This window comes from Corynebacterium sp. KPL2850 (assembly GCF_040225855.1).
Taxonomy (GTDB): domain Bacteria; phylum Actinomycetota; class Actinomycetes; order Mycobacteriales; family Mycobacteriaceae; genus Corynebacterium.
The window spans coordinates 1-19,720 of the sequence record NZ_JBEHFV010000011.1 but is presented as its reverse complement, the minus strand read 5'-3'; the positions used below and the strand labels follow the sequence as shown (position 1 = coordinate 19,720).

13 protein-coding genes and 1 tRNA gene are annotated in these 19,720 nt (G+C 59.5%); 9 read left to right on the top strand and 5 right to left on the bottom strand.

The features are described 5' to 3' along the window. Positions 1-25: 25 nt before the first annotated feature. From ABRP93_RS05245 to ABRP93_RS05225, 5 genes are all read left to right on the top strand, one after another. Positions 26-3,133, top strand: a complete 3,108-nt coding sequence (locus ABRP93_RS05245; RefSeq protein WP_349887185.1) for an ATP-dependent helicase — start codon at positions 26-28, stop codon at positions 3,131-3,133. Then, positions 3,126-6,305, top strand: coding sequence for an ATP-dependent helicase (locus ABRP93_RS05240; RefSeq protein ID WP_349887157.1), 3,180 nt, complete (start codon positions 3,126-3,128; stop codon positions 6,303-6,305). Before ABRP93_RS05245 ends, ABRP93_RS05240 begins: the two co-directional genes overlap by 8 nt. Positions 6,306-6,404: 99 nt before the next feature. Further along, positions 6,405-7,523 carry a potassium channel family protein gene (locus tag ABRP93_RS05235; protein ID WP_349864108.1) on the top strand — a complete coding sequence of 373 codons (1,119 nt, stop codon included), beginning with the start codon at positions 6,405-6,407 and terminating at the stop codon, positions 7,521-7,523. Then, positions 7,524-8,255, top strand: coding sequence for an NAD(+) diphosphatase (locus tag ABRP93_RS05230; protein WP_349864111.1), 732 nt, complete (start codon positions 7,524-7,526; stop codon positions 8,253-8,255). It begins immediately after the preceding gene. Then, on the top strand, positions 8,248-10,302 hold the full coding sequence (locus ABRP93_RS05225) for an ATP-dependent DNA helicase UvrD2 (RefSeq protein ID WP_349887155.1): 2,055 nt from the start codon (positions 8,248-8,250) through the stop codon (positions 10,300-10,302). Before ABRP93_RS05230 ends, ABRP93_RS05225 begins: the two co-directional genes overlap by 8 nt. On the opposite strand, the gene ABRP93_RS05220 is transcribed toward ABRP93_RS05225, so the two are convergent. Continuing rightward, positions 10,280-11,176, bottom strand: a complete 897-nt coding sequence (locus tag ABRP93_RS05220; RefSeq protein ID WP_349864115.1) for a hypothetical protein — start codon at positions 11,174-11,176, stop codon at positions 10,280-10,282. The genes ABRP93_RS05225 and ABRP93_RS05220 overlap by 23 nt on opposite strands. Positions 11,177-11,261: 85 nt before the next feature. Here ABRP93_RS05220 and ABRP93_RS05215 point away from each other — a divergent pair, with 85 nt between their 5' ends. Next, positions 11,262-11,783 (top strand): M48 family metallopeptidase, encoded by a 522-nt coding sequence (locus tag ABRP93_RS05215; protein ID WP_349864118.1) that lies wholly within the window; start codon positions 11,262-11,264, stop codon positions 11,781-11,783. Positions 11,784-11,789: 6 nt separating this feature from the next. Here the strand turns inward: ABRP93_RS05215 and ABRP93_RS05210 are convergent, their stop codons facing one another. Beyond that, positions 11,790-13,235, bottom strand: a complete 1,446-nt coding sequence (locus ABRP93_RS05210; protein ID WP_349864120.1) for a zinc-dependent metalloprotease — start codon at positions 13,233-13,235, stop codon at positions 11,790-11,792. Positions 13,236-13,328: 93 nt separating this feature from the next. Here ABRP93_RS05210 and ABRP93_RS05205 point away from each other — a divergent pair, with 93 nt between their 5' ends. Next, positions 13,329-14,393, top strand: coding sequence for a YlbL family protein (locus ABRP93_RS05205; protein WP_349887154.1), 1,065 nt, complete (start codon positions 13,329-13,331; stop codon positions 14,391-14,393). A 22-nt stretch (positions 14,394-14,415) separates the two neighbouring features. On the opposite strand, the gene ABRP93_RS05200 is transcribed toward ABRP93_RS05205, so the two are convergent. After that, on the bottom strand, positions 14,416-15,060 hold the full coding sequence (locus ABRP93_RS05200) for a beta-N-acetylglucosaminidase (protein WP_349864125.1): 645 nt from the start codon (positions 15,058-15,060) through the stop codon (positions 14,416-14,418). Positions 15,061-15,095: 35 nt separating this feature from the next. After that, a complete protein-coding gene (locus ABRP93_RS05195; protein ID WP_284770000.1) occupies positions 15,096-15,632 on the bottom strand; it encodes a PPA1309 family protein in 537 nt (178 codons plus the stop codon). Positions 15,633-15,755: 123 nt separating this feature from the next. On the opposite strand from ABRP93_RS05195, the gene ABRP93_RS05190 reads away from it, so the two are divergent. Both ABRP93_RS05190 and ABRP93_RS05185 read left to right on the top strand, forming a co-directional pair. Further along, positions 15,756-18,725: a UPF0182 family protein gene (locus tag ABRP93_RS05190; protein ID WP_349887153.1), complete on the top strand. Its 2,970-nt coding sequence runs from the start codon at positions 15,756-15,758 to the stop codon at positions 18,723-18,725. 162 nt (positions 18,726-18,887) lie between these two features. Continuing rightward, positions 18,888-18,964, top strand: a tRNA-Met gene (locus tag ABRP93_RS05185). 144 nt (positions 18,965-19,108) lie between these two features. Here ABRP93_RS05185 and ABRP93_RS05180 read toward each other — a convergent pair. Continuing rightward, the gene (locus ABRP93_RS05180) at positions 19,109-19,258 is read right to left on the bottom strand and encodes an HNH endonuclease (RefSeq protein WP_349864130.1); all 150 of its coding nucleotides are present in this window, start codon (positions 19,256-19,258) and stop codon (positions 19,109-19,111) included. Positions 19,259-19,720 lie beyond the last annotated feature (462 nt).

The window sequence follows — 19,720 nt, the reverse complement described above, 5'->3', positions numbered from 1 at the left end:
TCCCCATTCCACCGCCCGCGCGGGAGTGGTCCTACCGCCGTCGCCAGAGGTACGACTCATTGCCCGCACCCCGTCCGCACGCGCCCGATCCTGGCCCGTTGAGCTGCCGGAGACCGGTACCTGGAAGGTAACCGGCACCGCCGGAACCGGCGTATCCAGTTTTCTTATCGATACCGTCATTCATGCCCTCGACCGCGCCCAGGAGACGGGGGCAGACCCCTCCGGCATCCTCGTGGTTGCCGCCTCCAAGGAATCTGGTGCTCGCCTGCGCCGCGAGCTTTCGGAGCGCCTCGAAGATTATGCGGCACAATCCTCCATGGTCCGCTCCATTCACTCCTTGGCCTTTGCACTTCTGCGCAGTGCAAGCGACGAGGAATTGCGCCTTATTACCGGCGCGGAACAAGACGCCGTTATCCGGGAATTGCTCGAAGGCCATGCTGAATCCGGCCACGGCGATTGGCCGGAGGAAGTTCGCCCCGCCCTAGAGTACGTAGGTTTTGCCCGCCAACTGCGCGATTTTCTTTTGCGCTCCATCGAACGTGGTTTAAGCCCCGCGGATTTGGAGAGCCTTGGTGCGAAGTACGGCCGCGGGATGTGGGGTGCCGCCGGTAAGTTCCTGCGCGAATATGAACGCGTCCAGGCACTTTCCGGGGCGCATTCTTATTCCGCGGCCGAGCTAGTCAACCAGGTCTTGCTGCGCCCAGAACTTACGAGTTCGCACCCGTGGCACACCATTGTGGTTGATGATGCTCAGCTATTGGATCCCACCGCGGGCGAGCTCATCTCCCGCCTGGCACCCGATGCACAATTGCTAGTCATTGGCGGCGATCCGGACCAATCCGTCTTTGCCTTCCGCGGTGCTAATTCGCAGTTCTTTGAGGATTTTCCCGCGGAACACCCCATCGAGCTTTCGCAGCCGCACCGCAACGGATCCCCGGCCTGCATTTCCATCGTGGATTCTGAGGGCCGCCTTCGCGATGTGGTGGCCGATACCGTGCGCCGCCGCCATTTGGACGATGGCGTGCAGTGGCGCGATATCGCCGTCATCGTGCGCTCGACGGCGGATATCGGCCAGATGCGCCGCACCTTGCTGGCCGCCGGTGTACCCGTACATATCAGCCCAGCCGACGTGATTTTGGCAGAACAGCGCCTAGTATCTGCCATGCTCCTTGCCCTGCGCGCCTTGGAAGAAAACCTCAGCAATGCAGAGCTCGAGGACTTGCTTACCGGCCCAGTGGGCGGGGCGGATCCCGTCACCCTGCGCCGCCTGATTCGCGGTCTGCGCCGGTGGGCGCCCGATACGCGCGGCATGGATAGCCTGCGCGAGCTCTTGCAGGGTGAGCTTCCGGACTTCAATGGACAACTCACCGAACGCGAATTTTCCATCCTAGAGCGCGTGCGCGCAGTACTCTCCGCGGGGCGGCAGGCTGTACAAGCTCAGGCTTCTGTGGAAGAAATCCTGTGGGAGGTATGGAGCGCTACCGAGCTGGATACGCGCTTGCAGGCATCCGCGTTGCGCGGCGGCGCCACCGGTTCGCAGGCGGACCGCGATCTTGATGCCATTATGGCGCTATTTGATGCCGCCGGTGATTACTCCGAGCGCCGCCCCGGCTCCTCGTTGCAGTCCTTTTTAACCCACATCACCGAACAAGAACTGCCCACCGGCGTCCGCGACCGCCGCACCGCCATCCCGCAGGCCGTAGAGATCATCACCGCCCACGGCGCCGTTGGCCGCGAATGGGATACCGTCATCGTCGCCGGAGCCCAAGAAGGCACGTGGCCCTCGCTGGGGGAGACTGGATCCATTTTTGGCCAAGAAGATCTCATCGATCTCTTGGACCGCGATATTGAGCCCGATACCCCTGTTAGCCACATTGCCTCCCGTTTGGCAGAAGAGCGCCGGCTCTTCCACGTCGCCACCACGCGCCACCGGAGCCGGTTGCTCATCGCCGCGATGGAAAACCCTAATGAGGATGCCTTTGCAGAACCTTCCCGCTTCATCGCGGAATTTATCGGGCGTGGGGTTGATGTACCTGGGACAATGGCGCGCCGGGAAGCCAGCCGTGCCTTGCGCGCCGCCCAATTTCCCCGCGAGTTGGACTTAGACGTTTCCGAGCCGGCACAGGTGTCCCTGCGCGATGAGCCCGAGTTCGATCCCCTCGACGTGGCGGTGCTGTCCGTTCCTTCCTTTGTGGCGCAATTGCGCCGCGTGGTCACGAACCCAGATTCCGGCGAGGCGGAGCGGCGCCAAGCAGCCCGGCAGCTGGCGCGCTTAGCACAGGAGGGAATCCCAGGCGCCCATCCAGACCAGTGGTTTTCCGCGCGCTCTGTGGCATCGCATACGCAGCTGCGCGGCAGCAAGAGCCTGTCTCCGTCCCGGGTTGAAGCCCTGCTCAACTGCCCGCTCAAGGCGATTGTGGGCAACCTTGCCGAGGATCCCAGCGGCGCCGAGCACCTTTTACGCGGCGACCTGGCCCACGATTTCTTGGAGGCCATCGGCCGCGGCATGGATGCAGAAAAGGCCCGCCTGCTCGTCATGGAGGCCTATGAGCTCATCTTGGACGTTCCACAGTGGCAGCTACAGACCAAGTTAAATGAATTTTCCCGCCTGTTAGAGCGCACGCAGCAATGGGCACAGCAATCCGAAGTCAAAAACGAACTCGTCGGGGTCGAAGTACCCGTCTACGTCGAGGTAGCCCCGGATATCCGGGTAGGTGGATTCATGGACCGCTTGATGCAGGATGGAGATGGAAATTACTTGGTCGTGGATCTCAAGACCGGTAAATCTGTAGTGACGGTGCCGGAAGCGGAAGAAAACCGCCAGCTAATGACCTACCAATTGGCCTTGTCCCGGGGCAGCTTTGACGGGCAGCGCGTGCGCGATGGCGAAGGAATGCCGCGCGCAGGCGGGGTGCTTGTCTTTGCCGGAAAAGATTCCAAAAAGATCACCACGCGCACACAAAGTCAGCTCACCGCGGAGGCACTTGAAGAATTTTCTGCACTACTGCCACCACTGGCGGCGGAACTGCGCGGACCGCAGCTTACCGCGCGCACCAATAAGGATTGCGATAAGTGCCCCATTCGTCCCATCTGCCCGGTGCAGGAGGAAGGAAAGATGACAATCCATGCCTAAGCAGAATTTTTCCCCGGAAGAAATAGCCCAAGCACTGGGTAAAGATTATCCACCCACTAAGGAACAAGCCCACGTCATCGAGGGTCCTTTTGGCCCCAAGCTCGTGGTCGCCGGCGCGGGTGCCGGTAAGACGGAAACCATGGCCTCCCGCGTGGTCTATTTGGTGGCCAACGGCTACGTGCGCCCAGAAGAGTTGCTGGGGCTGACTTTTACGCGCAAGGCGGCCCAGCAACTAGAACAGCGCATTCGCCGCCAGCTCATTCAGCTGCGCGATTCTGGGCTTATCGTCCCCGGCAGCCCCGCCGCGGAGGCACTTACCAATATCGCGCCCACCGTGGCCACCTATGACTCTTATGCCGGCGAGCTAGTGCGCGAATACGGTCTTTTGGTCCCAGTGGAGCCCTCAGCGCGAATCATTACGGAGGCAGAGCGCTTCGCCATTGCCTATGACGTGGTAAAAAACTACGGCGGAAAATTAACGGATACAAATAGCTTGGGAAACATTACAGAAACCCTGCTGAAGATGACCTCCAATATGGATAATTCCTTACAAGGCCCAGATGGTATCGCCGAGTTCGCGAGGGATTTCCGCGCCGATATAGACAACCTGGAAAAGGCGCCGAGGACGGAGGGCAAGTATTCCAAGAATCTGCAGGATTGGATTGATGCCCAGGATTGGCGCGTGCAGTACGTGCCTTTGCTCGAGGAACTCAAGCGCGCGCAGGCAGAACAGCAGGTCATCACCTTTGGCGAGCAGATGTCTGTAGCAGCGCGCCTCGCGCAAGCGCACCCGGCCGTGGGCAAACAACAATCCCAGCGCTACCGCGTGATCATGCTGGATGAATATCAAGATACGTCTTATGCCCAGCGCGTACTGCTGCGCAGCCTCTTTGGCGGGGAGCAGAAAGACATTTCCGTGACCGCAGTGGGCGATCCTATGCAGTCTATCTATGGATGGCGCGGAGCTACCGCAGAAAACCTCACCGCGTTTGTGGAGGACTTCCCGCAGGCAGATGGCACCCCTGCCCCCAAGGACCAGCTGACTACCTCGTGGCGTAACCCGTCGGGTGCCTTGAAGCTGGCTAACTCGGTGGCGGCCGGGGTCTTTGCCGGCGGCCCCCGCCCCGTCGATGAACTGTGTGCGGCCCCGCACAAGGGCGAAGGCGAGATTGAGCTGGCCTATTTTGCCAGCGAGGACGAGGAACACGATTATATTGCCCAGAAAGTAAGGCAGCAGTGGGATGCGCGCGAAGGCGATAGCTTTAGCGCAGCGGTACTGGTGCGCACCAACCGGCAAACCGCGGCCATTGCAGCAGCCTTGGATGCCGTCGATGTACCCAATGAAATCAATGGCCTAGGTGGATTGCTGTGGCAATCGGAAATCCAGGATCTGGTAGCGCTGGCAACTATGTTGGTGCGGCCGGAAGACGCGCAAGCCGCCCTCCGCATTTTCGCCGGGCCCATTTGCGGGCTGGGCATGGGCGATATCCAAGCCCTTGCCGCACGGCAAAAGAATTTGGCGGGGGCGAAGCAGGAGCGCCTGCAATGGGAAGAAGGCATGGATCCAGAGGAGCATCTGCGTGCCCAATTGGCGCAGCTTACGGCCGAGGGCCCTGATCAGACGGTGGGGCTTGCCGATGCCCTTGCAGACCTCGGCGAGCGCGATCGCTACACCCCGCAGGGCTTGGCGCGTATGGAACAGGTATCTGCCAAGCTGCGCTACCTGCGCACCTACTCGCTGTCCAAGCCTTTAAACGATCTCTTCGCAGACATCGAGGCCATCTTCAATATCCGTACCGAGGTACTTGCCCGCGGTAGCGCCGGGGGAGCCACCCACCTGGATAAATTCGCCGATATCGTCGCGGGATTCCACGGAGACTCCTTGTATGCGCTCCTAGATTATTTGGAGCTCGCTCGCGAGCATGAAGATGGCCTCGAGCTTGGGGAGGTTCCTGCCTCTACGGATCGCGTACAAATCATGACCGTGCATAAGGCCAAGGGCTTGGAGTGGGAGCACGTCTATGTCGTGCACGCGGATTCTTCGAGTTATGGGGCACAAGCAGAGACCTTTTTGTCCAAGATCGAAAAGGTACCCGGTGAAGATGACTACATCGAGGTATCACCGGATGCGGTCGCCCAGTCCGAATTCGAAAAGGCCTGCAAGGCATTCAAAGATGATGACCGCGCGCTTAAAGCGGAGGAGGCAGCCCGCCTCTTTTATGTGGCCTTAACCAGAACCGAGTCCACGTTGACCGTTACCGGCTCTGGTACGAATAACAAGCCGGGCAGGGGCAAGAAGGTCCCGTATGAGTACCTTGAAAGGCTAAAAGAATCCTTCCCCCAGTACGTAGTGGAGTGGACGGTGCCCGAAGAGCCGGTGGAAACCTCGGCCAGTGCGGCAGAAAGCGGGCTCTTCCCGGCACTTGAAGCAGATCCGGATTCCCTGGCCGGCGCGGATGCGGTGCTAGCCGCCATGGAGGACCTTCCTGAGCTGAGCCACGGCGAGACCTTCGAGTTGTGGGAACAGGATGCGGGCGCGCTCATTGAGGAATACAAGTCCCTGCAGCAACCGGTAGTGGATGTGGAACTTCCCAGCGAGCTGACCGCTTCTGACATGGTGGCCCTGGGCAGCGATCCGCTGCAGTTTGCGCGCCGGCAGCGCCGCCCAGTGCCGTTTAAGCCCAATTCCTATGCCAAGCGGGGCACCGCCTTCCACGCCTGGTTGGAAGAGCGCTTTGGCAGCCCAGCGCTGCTAGGGGAAGAGGAATTGCCGGGTATCGATGAGCCGGAGGACTTCGACTTAGAAGAGCTGAAGGAATCCTTCCTGAACTCCGAATGGGCGGAGCGCCAGCCAGATTTTGTGGAGGCGCCGTTTGAAATCACCATCGGCAGTGCGGTGGTGCGCGGGCGAATGGATGCCGTCTTCCGCTTGGCAGATGGCACGTGGATGGTGGTGGACTGGAAGACCGGTCGACCGCCGAAGGGCGCGGACATGGAAGCAGCGAAGATCCAGTTGGCGGTCTACGCCGAAGCCTGGCGGCGCATCCACGGCGGCGATAAAATCCGCGCGGCTTTCCATTACGTTCACGATGGTTATACTTTTGAGCCAGATACTTTAGCCCAAGGCGAGGAGCTGCGTAGCCTGCTTGAATCGTCGGTAGCAGGCCACTAGGGCTAAGGTATGGGGACGGAATGCGGACGATGATTGGATATTTGCGTCTCCGTATAACCGGCGGAATGAAAAGTCGATCCAGAAAAGAAGGCTGGGCCAGTGGCCAAAAAACGTGCGAAGGCGTTCAAAGGGCGTATTAAACAGCGCTTTTTGCCGCAAGTCGAGTTGTCCTCGCAACCTGATCACGCGCTCCTTGACGTCATCACTGTGCCCAAGGATCAAAATGCCAGCCCGTGGCGGCAGTTGGCCAAACGTGCGCTCTGGGCATTTGGCATACTCATCTTCGTCACCGTCGTGGTGTACTTAGACGGCGAGGGCTATAGCGAGGACATGTCGCTTTTGGATTCCTCCTACTATGCCGCCGTCACGCTGACCACCGTGGGGTATGGCGATATCGTTCCGGTCACGGAACGATCGCGGTTTATCAACCTCGTACTTATCACACCAGCCCGTCTCGTCTTCCTTGTGCTGTTGGTTGGTGCGACGCTATCCGTGCTGACGGACAAGGCCCGTCGCACCTTTGAAATCCAGAACTGGAGAAAACAATTGCGTAACCACACCGTCGTTATTGGCTATGGAACGAAGGGTGCCGGGGCAGTCGCCGCGCTCTTGGCAGATGACGTACCCACCTCCCAGATCGTGGTCATCGATAACAACCGCGCGTCGCTGGCACATGCCGAACACCACGGGCTGGTCACCATCTTTGGTTCGGGCACCAAGCAGGACGTGCTCAAGGTGGCTGGGGTGGAGCACGCCAACTCTGTTGTGGTCACCCCGTCCTCGGACGATACCGCGGTGCTGTGCTGCCTATCCGTGCGAGAGCTCGCCCCCAAGGCCAAGATTGTGGCCTCGGTGCGCGAGTCCGAAAATCGCCACCTCTTGCGCCAATCCGGTGCCGATTCCGTAGTGACTTCTGCAGAGACCGCTGGCCGCCTGCTGGGGCTTGCCACCGTGACCCCCACCGTGGTGGAAATGATGGAAGACCTGCTTTCACCTAACGAGGGCTTTTCGGTATCTGAGCGCGCCGTGCGCGAGTTCGAGGTCGGGTCCAACCCACGCCATCTGGCGGATATCGTGCTCGCGGTACTGCGCAATAACGAACTCCACCGCGTCGATACTGCTGATGCCTCCGCACTGAAACCGGGCGACCGCCTGCTGTATATCAAGCACGATCTGGAACAACCCGTGGAAGTGCAAGATGATGACGAGGAGGATTAATTGTATTTGCCCGTAACACACACGGGACTAGTGCCTGCTACCGCGAGTGGGGACGCCGCGTTGGTGGAGGAATTGCCGGAAGGTGTGGGAACGCCGGAGATGGTGGACATCGGCACGCTGCACGTTTTTGCCTGCCCGGAAGCGATTGCGCGACGGATGGGGCAGCTGCAACCTGCGACCTTTTTCGCCGATAACACCCTCGTCATGCAGGCCATTGCTTTGATTCGCAACCGGTTGGAACAGCGCTTCGATCCGCGCACGGGCCACCCGTTGGACTATCCAACGCCGGGTATCGTTGGCCGCGATCCGCAGGATTCGCGCCGCATGGTATTCCCGCGCCTGGACCCAGCGGTCATTGGCCTCATTGAGCTCAAAGGCGAGGACAAGATTTTGCTGGCGCGCAATCGCGGGCGCAATAACTTCTTTTCCTTGATTGCTGGATACGTGGAACCGGGCGAGACAATTGAGGCCGCCTTTGCCCGCGAAACCATGGAGGAAACCGGGCGACACATTGACAATCTCCGCTACTGGGGATCCCAGCCGTGGCCGCCGAGTGGCTCGCTTATGCTGGGCTTTCACGCAGAGACATCGGATGTCCATGCCACCTGCCATACTGATGGGGAACTGGAAGAAATTCGTTGGGTGACCCGCGCCGAGCTGCCTAAGCTCCCGCTGGCCACCGCGGGTTCTATCGCACACACGATGATTATGGAGTGGTATCACGGTGAATAAGCCGGATTTGTCCCTGCTGGATGAGGATCAACGCCGCGCGGCCACCGCCCCACGTGGACCGGTGTGCATTTTGGCGGGTGCGGGCACCGGTAAGACCCGCACCATTACCTATCGCATCGCCAATATGGTGGATCAAGGGTTTGTGAATCCCCAGCGTGTTTTGGCCGTGACCTTTACCGCGCGTGCGGCGGGAGAAATGCGGGATCGCCTGCGCATGATGGGTGTTGCTGGTGTGCAGGCTCAAACCTTTCACGCGGCCGCGCGGCGGCAGCTGAAGTATTTTTGGCCGCAGGTCGCGGGCGATCTGCCGTGGACACTCTTGGACAATAAATTCCCGCTGGTAGCCCGCGCGGTGCGCTCGGTGGGGCTGGATAATTCCAAAGACATGATTCGTGATGTGCTGGCGGAAATCGAATGGGCGAAATCCGCGCTGGTCAGTGCCGAAGATTATGAGAGCGTCATCGCGGAAACGGATCGCACCGCCCCGGCCGATGCCGCCAAGGTGGCCGAGGCCTTCCGGCGATACGAAAAGGCCAAAGCTACACCGGATATGATGCATCTGGACTTCGATGACCTGCTCATGCACATCGCTGGCGCCATCGAAAACGTCCCGGCCATTGCGGAGACCTTCCGCGAGCAGTACCGCACCTTCGTCGTTGACGAGTACCAGGACGTCACACCCCTGCAGCAGCGCGTGCTGAACGCCTGGTTGGGCGATCGCGATGATCTCACCGTGGTGGGCGATGCCAACCAGACCATCTATTCCTTCAATGGCGCTTCGCCGGAGTACCTGCTGAATTTTTCGCGCAGTTATCCGGATGGGACCATCGTCAAGCTTCAGCGCGACTATCGTTCCACACCGCAGGTAACGGATTTGGCGAACCGGGTCATCGGCAAGGCTACGGGGCGCGCGGCGGGCACTCGCTTGGAGCTGCAGGGCATGCGCGAGCCTGGGCCGGAGCCCACGTTTAAGGCCTACGAGTCCGAGGAAAATGAGGCGCAGGAGGTGGCTGGGCAGGTGCTGACCCTGCTCAATCAGGGTGTCCCAGCCTCAGAAATTGCCATTTTGTACCGCATCAACGCCCAGTCGGAGCAGTTTGAGCAGGCGCTTGCCGATGCCGGAGTGGTCTACCAAGTCCGCGGCGGTGAAGGTTTCTTCCGCCGCCCGGAGATTCTGGAGGCCATTCGCGTGCTCATCGCCGCAACGCGCCGCGATGATTTGCCGGAAGACCCGGTGGCGATTGCGAGGGCCGCCTTCGTGGAGCTTGGGCTCAGCGCCACCGAACCGCAGGGCGCGCAGGCCCGCGAGCGCTGGCAATCGCTCAACGCGCTGGTGGGGTTGATCGAGAAGATCGTGGAATCCACCCCGGGCATCGATCTTAATGGGGTGCTGGGTGAGCTGCGGCGCCGCTCTACCGATAAGCAAGCCCCTGCCATGGAGGGCGTGACCCTTGCGACGGTGCACGCGGCGAAGGGCTTGGAATGGGACGCCGTCTTCCTCGTCGGGCTAAGTGAAAAACTCATGCCCATCAACCACGCCATTAAGGCGGGCGACGAGCAGATTGAGGAAGAACGCCGCCTGTTTTATGTAGGCATTACCCGCGCCCGCGAGCACCTGGCGCTGTCGTGGGCATTGGCGAAGACAGCCGGTTCGCGGGCCTCCCGGGAGCGCACCCGGTTCTTGGACGGCATCGCGCCAGGCGTGGAATCCTCTGTGGGAAGTGGCCGCTCCCGCCGCCCGAAGCGCTGCCGCGTATGCAGCGGTGTTTTAGGGACCCCGGCGGAAAAGGTCATTGGCAGGCATGAAGACTGCGAGGGCAGTGGCGATGACGAGGTCTTTTCCGCCCTGCGCTCGTGGCGCGCGCAGGTGGCCCAGGAAGAAAAGGTTCCGGCCTATGTCATCTTTACGGATGCCACGCTGCAGGCCATCTCGGAAGAGTTGCCGGCAGATGAGGCGGAGCTGCTGTCTATTTCCGGAATAGGACCCAATAAGTTGGAGCGCTACGGCGAGCAGATCCTAGAGGTCATTCGCTCGGTGCGGATGTAGCCAGATTGACCTTGCCGCCGAAACACACCGGGCACCGCGGATGGGCGATGGCCGTGCGCTGCTGGTGGCGTCCGTAAACGTCTACCTCCCATTGCTGCCCCGGCCGTGGGAAGGCCGTGGGCGCGCCTGGTGGTAAGGGGCGCTTGCTTAGGCGGCGGATCACCACCTGTGCTTGGGCCGCTACCGCATCGATGACCAGGTTTTCTGGCTGTCTGCGCACGCTGGTGAGCTGGGAGGCGATGGCGCTCCACTGCGGATCCGCATCCACGTGGAATAAGTGAATGCACAGCGGGCAGGGGCCTTGCCCTTCCACGCGCAGGGGCCCGATGATGCCGCGGTTATCTAGTAAGGAAATGGGCAGCCAGGTTGTCGGGGTGCCAGCAAGCGCATTGGCGCAATCGATGGGGCAGTGGAGCTGGTCTACGCCAAGCACCGTAAAAAGCCCATCGAGGTCGTGGATATAGGAAAAGATATTGTCCTCATCAAGGGGGATGCGCACCGTATATCCATCTGCCGTCAAACGGGCGCGCAGCTCCACAGCGAGCGGGGATTCGCCCAGCATGATGATGGTTTCAGGCTTCTTGGGATGTGGCGGCAGGGGCCAGAGGATGCCATAGGCTAGGGCATCATCGATAAGGCTGCTGGCGGCAGCGCTATCCAGACCGGCCGCTTCCAACCGCGCCGCCAAGTCGGAAGAGTCGACCGGTTGATGGGCCGTGGCAAACGCGCGGGCTACGCCCGGCGCATTGCCCGTATCCGCCACCGCCACCCGGGTGGCATCCATCCCGAATTGCACCACGGAATCCTCGCGGCAGAATACACCACACCCTGGCGCCAATGTCACGAGCTGAGTCATGTCTTGTGAGGCAGTCATTGCTTCCCCCGAATCCCCTCAATCACCCCGAATACGGCAGAGCGCCGCGTGTGCGTCCATTGCACCACAGGTACAATGGCCTGTCATGTCGAGCACGCAACCACCTGGAAGTAACCGCCCTGAGGTCAAGGTTATCCGCTCTGCGCGGCGGCGAAAGTCGGTGCAGGCGCGCATGGTGGCCGGGGTCTTGGAAGTGCGCATTCCAGCCTGGATGTCCGCCCGCGAGGAAAACGAGGCGGTACAGGACATGCTCGCGCGCTTAGAAAAGAAAACCGGTGGTGCGGCGAAGACCGATGCGGCGCTCCTTCAGCGCGCCGAACAGCTCAACGCACAGTACCTGGAAGGGCGCGCCTGGATTGGGTCCATCCGGTGGGTGAGCAATCAAAATACGCGGTGGGGTAGTTGTACTACCTCCACCGCGGATATCCGGCTGAGCAACCGCCTACAGCAGGTGCCGGATTACGTGTTGGATTCGGTCATCATCCATGAGCTAACCCATACCTTCATCCCGCGCCATGGGCGCGAATTCTGGCAATGGGCCGATAGGGCACCCCACGCCGAGCGGGCCAAAGGCTACCTTGAGGCCTACCAGCGCTGGGGCGGTTAGCGCGGGCTACTTTTCCTCGCCGCCGTTGTCCTTATCGGTGTTCTCGTCGCTGTCGTCACCGTTGTCGCTGCCCTTGGAATCCTGGTCCTCTGCAGAATCCTTGTCCTCGTCGGACTTATTGCCGGAATCATCGCCGTTTTTGAGCATCTCTTCCAGCTTCGCAAATTCTTCCTCGAAGCCCTCATCTGGCTCGTCATCCAAGAGGGAATCAATGAAGGCGGCCGGGTTATCGAGGTGCTCTGCGGTAGGCAGAAAGTCTGGGTGGTCCCAGGCCTTATCGCGCTTCTCTGCACCCACGGCAACGGTGGCGCGGCGCCACAGCTCGGCAGCCTCGGTCACCTTGGGGGCGTTGAGCTCGATGCCAACGACCTTGCTGAAGGCCTGCTCGGCAGATCCGCCGGTGCTGCGACGGTGCGCCCACGCCTCAGTGAGCTTGGAGGTAGAGGGGATGCGCTCGCCCAAAGCCTCGCTCACGACGTGCTCTGCCCAGCCCTCAACCAAGGCCAGCAGGGTTTCTAGCCTTGAAGCGGCTGCGGTGTTCTTGGAGGTAATGCGCGGGGAGAGGTCCATTCCCTGCAATTTGCTCATTGCTTCTTGGATGGCCTGCGGATCGCCGGATTCCAGGTTGAGCTCGCGGGCGAGCTCTTCAATGTGGGAGGTATCAATGACCAAACCGATGGCGTATTCCTCCACGGAGGAGACGATGCGCTCTACCAGCCACGGCACGTGCTTGAACAAGCGCTGGCGGGCGGCCTCGCGCGCGGCGATGTAAACCAGTACCTCTTGGCCAGGAACGTTGAGCTCGCGCGCGACCTTCTGAATGGTATGCGGCAAAAGCGCCACCGTATTGGCCGGGGCGATGGGCAGGCCAAAGTCGGAGCCGGTTAGTGCCTGGCTGGCCAGATCGCCCAAGGCGTGGCCTAGCTGCATGCCGAAATTCATGCTGGACATTTGGCCCATCATCTTGGTCATTGGACCCATCATTTCACGGGCCTCTTCCGGCATGGACTCCAACTGGGCATCGTTCATGTGCTGGGCTACCGGGGTGACCATGCGCTTCCAGGCGGGCATGGTTTCTTCCAGCCACTGCTTGGAATTCCACGCCTGCGTGGCGCCGGAAGCGGTGGGGAGAATGGAGGCATCGTCAAGCCACAGCTCCGCTAGGCGCACCGATTCCTCTACAGCCTTGGAATCTTCTGCGCTGATATTTTTTGACTTGGGGATCTGCTGCAGGGCGATGCGCTTGGCCATGTCGTAATTGACCGGCCCGGAGTTCTGGGGCGAGTTCATGGACGAACCCATGCCGGAGAGCATCTGACCGAACTGGTTCAGCATGTCTCCGAGGCCGCCACCATTACCGCCGCCGAATGCGCCGAACGGGTTCTGGTCACGACGGCCGTCATTATCGTCGTCATCGTTATTTGGGAAAGAAAAACCGAATCCGTTGCTCATGTGCTCCAATCTACCGGCACCGTGCGGAAAGTTTCCATGATCACAGCAACGCTGACAGCGAACAGTACGCCAAAGGTTGTAGGCTATTGCTTCGTGAATTCTCCTGCTAGCCGTCGCGTCCGCACCATCGCCTGGGGTGCCATCCCCGTTGTGCTTACCGGTGCGTTGGTATCGCTTGACCATATCCCGGGCACCGATGTCTCGCTGACCGTTCCTTATGCTGCCGAAGGCCCTGGACCCACCGTGGATACGCTGGGCGAGGTTGATGGCACCCAAGTCGTTGATGTGCAGGCGCCGAAGACCTATAAGCCCAGTGGGCACCTCAATATGACCACCGTGTCCGTGCGTACCAATATGACCTTGGCGCAGGCACTGGGGCGCTGGGCGCTTACCGATGACACTTTGGTGCCCATCGATACCGTCATTCCGCAAAACATGACCGATGAAGAGGTCCAAGAATCCAATAAGCAGGCTTTTACCCAATCTGAATCCGCAGCCACCATCGCGGCGATGGACTACTTGCACCTGCCGGTCAAAATCACCGTGGCTGAGGTCGTTAAGGACGGCGCCGCCGCGGATCACCTCAAAAAAGACGATGTCATCACCGCCGTCGATGGCACCGAGATCACAGAGCCGAGCGAGGTCCAAGACATCATCAAGGACAAAAGCCCCGGCGATAAGGTGAAAATCAGTGTCACCCGCGGGGACAAAGAGCTCAGCGAAGAGATCGAACTGGGCGAAAACCCGCACGATAAGGGCAAGGCGTTGCTGGGAGTAGCCATGCTATCGCAGCCCAAGGACGATATTTCGGTGAACTATAACCTGCAGGATATCGGCGGGCCGTCAGCGGGCATGATGTTTACCCTGGCGGTCATCGACAAGCTCAGCGATGAAGACTTAACCGGTGGCACCTTCGTGGCCGGCACCGGTACCATTCAGGCCGATAGCAAGGTCGGGCCAATTGGTGGCATCGAGCATAAAATCGCCGCCGCGCACGATGCCGGCGCTGAGCTCTTCCTGGCGCCTAAGGACAACTGTTCTGCAGCGGCCGGCAGCGACCACGGCGATATGACCATTGCGCAGGTAGAAACCCTCGACGATGCCGTGGCGGCCATGAAGGACTTTGCAGCGGGCAAAGACGTCAAGGAATGCAGCTAATAACAGCTCATGGGGCCGAAGCTTAGTCCTTAACTAGGCCCAAGTCCTTGATCTTTTCTTCTGGGTCTACCTGGTCAGAAGAGATCATCTGTTGCATGACCAAGCCTTCTTTATTATCCACCACGGTGATAACCGCGGTGGTGCCCAACGTGGACCAGCCGACGACGCGATCGCCATCGTCCTCGATGGCATGGGAGCTGCGCAGCTCCGTGAGTACCTGGGTGGTCTGGGAGGCCTTGGAGTGGGACTTGAAGAACTGGAATTGCCCCACCTTAGGACCCGAGCAATTGTAGGAAGAATCCCCGCCGGTGGAATCGCAGCGCTCAAACTGGGCGAATAGGTCTTTGGGCGCCAGCGACTTATATGTGTCATAGACCTTGGCCACCGATTTATCCAATTCGCCGCTCGCGCTCGGCTCGCTGGTGGAGCTTTCTTCGGAAGCCTCGTCCTCGTCCTTGTCTGCTGATTCTGACTCCGTAGAAGACGTGGAGGATTCGGTGTCGCTTTCAGAAGCTGTGGTGGTGGCCGCAGAGGTGGTCTCCACTGGGGTATCGTCAGGCGCATCTGCATCGGAGGAACAACTTGCCGCAGCCACGCTGAGCCCTAGTAACGCCGCCGCGGTAGCGGTACGGGCAGAAGAACGGCGGGAGAAGGAAATGCGTCGCACTGTATAGAACTCCTTGGTTGCGGGCTTAATTGTCCTTAGTCTAGTTCATCCGGATCTTGGTTGAGGCCATAGCGCAAAGCGGCGATCACGCCAGGGGCCACCTGCGGGCCGCCGCGGAGCTGAATATCGTCCTCAGCAAAGGGGCCCGCTGCCTCTAGCTCTTCTTCGGTGGGCCGCAGCTGCAGCAAGGTGGTCTCAATTCCTTCCTCGCGCAGGGCACCCGAATAAAGGCGCGCCGGGCGAGGGGAGGGGTCCTCGCTGGAGGTATCCCGGAACTTGATTTCCTGGGCCAAGATGGCGCCCGCGACCTCGCGCGGCCAGGCTAGGCGGGAGACGTAGTCGGCCAATTCCTCGGAGCCCGGCTCGATGTTTTCCGGGACATTGTCTTGGACGATAAGGGTCAGCGGGGACGCGGTTTCCTCATCCATCGCCGCAAGCTGATCCGCCACCAGGTGGGTGGGAACAAGGGCGAAGATGGTGGGGCGGGCGTCCCAACCTTCAGCGTGGACGAAATCCACGGCCTCCGTCATAGCGCGGTTTAAAGCTGGCTGTGATAATTCGGGGGAACTCATAGGCATCCTTATTCGTTATCTGTGTATTGATTCCTTAAACTGGGAAAAGTCTACATGTTTAATATTCGCACTATTTGATTGGAGCTGGCGTTGTCCCTAGGGTCATCCACACCAGCCGCCCCGTTGAAGCGGCCTCCTAAGGTCGCGGCAATTATTGCGGCCATCATTGCCGTCCTCTTATTCTTCGGCCCCATGCTCGTGGGCATGTACACGGATTGGAGGTGGTTTGGCTCCATTGATTACCGCAGTGTTTTCACCACTGCGATTATTGCGCGCATAGTCCTCTTTATCATCTTCGGGCTCGTTGCTGCCGCGGTGGTGTGGGCAGCCGGGTTCTTTGCTTGGCGCGGCCGCCCCGATTCCCTGGATATGGGGGATCTGAATTCTCCGGTCTATCAGTACCGCCAGTCCATTGAGAAGTCCATGGGCGTGCTATTCAAGGTCATCCCAGCCATCGTGGGTATCATCGCGGGCTTTATTGGTCAGTCTCACTGGCGCGATGTGATGCTCTTCCTCAACGGCCAGGACTTTGGTGTTGAGGACCCCCAATTCCACCACGACTTGGGCTTTTATGCCTTCAGCCTGCCCGTGCTGCAGATGGTGGTGAGCACCCTGTCCATCTTGCTCGTGCTCGCTTTCCTCATTGCCTTGTTTGGTCACTACATCTTGGGAGGAATCCGCATTGGCAATAAGGCTGCGGGAGTGCGTGGCTCCATCTCCCGCTCGGCGCGCCTGCAGCTCGCCATTACGGCCGGGCTGTGGATGGTGGCCCAGGTCGCCGGCTACTGGCTGGAGCGCTACGGGCTGCTGTATTCCGAGCACGACCTGTTTACCGGTGGTTCCTACACGGATATCCACGCCTACCTGCCCGCCAAGATCATCTTGATGATCATCGGCGTCTTCGTCGCCATTGCGCTCTTTATGGCCATCGTGATCAAGGACCTGCGCATTCCTGGCCTCGCTGTCGTGCTCATGCTCGCGTCCTCGCTGATTATTGGCCAGGCATGGCCGCTGCTGATGGAGCGCTTCTCGGTACAGCCAAACCGTCAGGCCAAGGAAAACGAGTCCATTGCCCGCAATATCGAGGCCACGCGGTATGCCTATGGGCTTACCGATGACCACGTGGATTACAAGGAAAACTGGGGCGGCGATGACGTATCGGATGACAAGGTTGCTTCCGATAATGCCACCATCAATAACCTGCGTCTGCTGGATCCAGAGATTTTATCGCCGACGTTTACCCAGATGCAGCAGCTGAAGAACTTCTATGGGTTCCCAGAAACGCTGTCCATGGACCGCTACGAAATCGATGGCAAGATGCGCGACTTCGTCGTTGCGGCCCGCGAGCTGGACCCGAACGAGCTGCGCGAAAACCAGTCCGACTGGATTAACCGCCACACCGTATATACCCACGGCAATGGCTTCGTAGCCGCGCAGGCTAATACCGTCGATGAGGTTGCCCGCGATGCCGGGTCCGCCCGCGGTGGTTACCCCATCTTCACCGTCTCTGACCTGCAGACCCAGGCCGGCGAGTCTGAGGGCGAGGGCGAGACCCAAGACGCTGAGAAGTCCTTGGGCATCAAGGTAGACCAGCCCCGTATTTACTACGGCCCAGTCATCGCAAGCGCTGCCGATAACTTGGACTACGCTATTACCGGTACCACCGGCGAGAACCCAGTGGAGTACGACACCGATAGCGCCAACTACACCTATGACGGTGACGGCGGCGTTGAGATTGGCAACCTCTTTGACCGCACCATGTATGCCGCAAAGTACCGCGAGCTGAACTTCCTGCTTTCGGATCGCGTGGGCAGCGAATCCAAGCTGCTCTATGACCGCGATCCCCGCGAGCGCGTGGAGAAGGTTGCCCCATGGTTGACCACCGATTCCGCTACCTACCCGGCCGTTATTGACGGCCACCTGAAGTGGATCGTTGATGGCTACACCACCCTGGACTCCCTGCCGTACTCGCAGCGCGCTTCGCTTTCCGATGCCACCCAGGACGCCCTCAATCCCGATGGCACCACCCAGCGCTTGGTCAATGACCAGGTGGGCTATATCCGCAACTCCGTGAAGGCGACGGTGGATGCCTATGACGGCAGCGTGGACCTCTATGAGTTCGACAAGGAAGACCCCGTGCTCAAGGCATGGGAAGGCGTTTTCCCGGATGTGGTGAAGCCGGAATCGGAGATCTCCGATGAGCTGCGCGAGCATTTCCGTTACCCAGAGGATATGTTCAAGGTGCAGCGTGACCTCTTGGCCCGCTACCACGTTGATGATCCGAACGTCTTCTTCAATAACGACGCCTTCTGGTCTGTGCCGAATGACCCGACCGCGGAAGAATCCCGCGACCTGAACCAGCCGCCGTACTACGTGATGGCTGCTGATCCAGAGACCGGTAAGCCGAGCTTCCAGCTGACCACCTCGTACCGTGGCTTGAACCGTGAGTTCCTGTCCGCACACATGGCGGTATCTTCTGATCCGGACACCTACGGCGATATCACCGTGCGCGTGCTGCCAACCAATACGCAGACTCAGGGTCCAAAGCAGGCGCAGGATGCCATGATGTCGTCTGACCAGGTTGCCCGCGACCGCACCCTGTGGGAGGGCACCAACGACCTGCACAACGGTAACCTGCTGGCCTTGCCAGTCGGCGGCGGCGAGATCCTCTACCTCGAACCGATTTACTCGCAGCGCAAGGATCAGGCCTCCGCCTTCCCGAAGCTGCTGCGCGTGCTCGTGTCCTACAAGGGCCGCGTGGGCTACGCACCGACTATCGGTGATGCCCTAGAGCAAGTGGGAATCGACGCCAAGTCTGCCCAAGACATCGAAGAGATTGAGGGCGATTCCGGCGAAGACGATGCCGATAAGGACAGCTCTTCTGCGGATAAGAAGGACGAGAAGAAGGAGTCTTCTGAGGAATCCACTCCGGCTTCGGCCCCTCGTTCCTCCGATGAAGCAGGCGCTATCGATGACATCAACAAGGCCTTGAAGGGTCTGGAAGATGCCCGCGACGGTTCCTTCGAAGAGTACGGCCGCGCCCTAGATGAGTTGGATAAGGCAGTTGAGTCCTACCAGAAGTCCGAGGGCTAAAACCTCCAACTTCTCGCACTCGAAACTCAGGAAATAAGGCACCTACCCAGGGGATTTGGGTAGGTGCCTTCCTGTCTGTATAGTTACAGAAGTCGCCGGGACAGAGCGAATACATTAAGTATTAACGCACTGTTCAAGCGCAGATGATGGAAGTCATCTCGACGCGGGGTGGAGCAGCTCGGTAGCTCGCTGGGCTCATAACCCAGAGGTCGTAGGTTCGAATCCTGCCCCCGCTACCAACTTCCAAGCCCCTACCAGTGGAAACGCTGGTAGGGGCTTTAGTTATTTCTCTTAAGGAGCACGTCCTGGGACTCAAATCGGGACTTTAGCGATGGCATTTGGTCACTTAAGCCGGTTTGGAAGTGATGCTGCCCGACACGCCCCTAAGCGTTACCCTTCGCGCGGTTGTGGGACTTACACAACAGCTCGCAGTTGCTTTCGGTGGCACCACCCTTCGACCACGCTGTGACATGGTCGGCATCCATCTCAGACTGCGGCCAAGGGTTGGCAGAATAACAATAACGGCAAGTCATATAGGTGCAAAAGAGCACTCATCTCTTTGTTAAACAGCACGATGGTGCTTATCGCCTAAAGAAGAAAGAGTGACAGCATAACCACTGTGGTTGCAAAGGCATAGAACGTAATCACCAGGCCTGCCTTATTTGCTTCCTGTAACGGTTTCTTCGATCAGGGAGAAAGGCATATTCGTCCCCACTCTCAAACTTCAATCCCCGAATATTAAGAATGCAACCTTGCCTATTCTACAGAGATAAAACCGCTCCTGGGTGCGGTGATTGTATTTATCACATTATCTTAAAAGGTAGGTTTATTTGTGAGATAGTGAAATTGTTCCAAGAACATACTCACTCCCTCAGCAAGGATAAGAACATGCTTCACTACACCCCATTTTCAAAAGAGTGGGGTTGCCCGCAAATCGTGGACACGTAGTTAAGCTGCTTAGGGGTTAAGCAGCGGCCTTCTTATTACCATTTTGA

What these genes read in the sequence shown, in the direction of transcription:
- ABRP93_RS05240 (WP_349887157.1), top strand. Translation starts at nt 3,126, where the DNA reads ATGCCTAAGCAGAATTTTTCCCCGGAAGAAATAGCCCAAGCACTGGGT.
- ABRP93_RS05220 (WP_349864115.1), bottom strand. Translation starts at nt 11,176, where the DNA reads ATGACTGCCTCACAAGACATGACTCAGCTCGTGACATTGGCGCCAGGG.
- ABRP93_RS05215 (WP_349864118.1), top strand. Translation starts at nt 11,262, where the DNA reads ATGTCGAGCACGCAACCACCTGGAAGTAACCGCCCTGAGGTCAAGGTT.
- ABRP93_RS05210 (WP_349864120.1), bottom strand. Translation starts at nt 13,235, where the DNA reads ATGAGCAACGGATTCGGTTTTTCTTTCCCAAATAACGATGACGACGAT.
- ABRP93_RS05195 (WP_284770000.1), bottom strand. Translation starts at nt 15,632, where the DNA reads ATGAGTTCCCCCGAATTATCACAGCCAGCTTTAAACCGCGCTATGACG.
- ABRP93_RS05180 (WP_349864130.1), bottom strand. Translation starts at nt 19,258, where the DNA reads ATGACTTGCCGTTATTGTTATTCTGCCAACCCTTGGCCGCAGTCTGAG.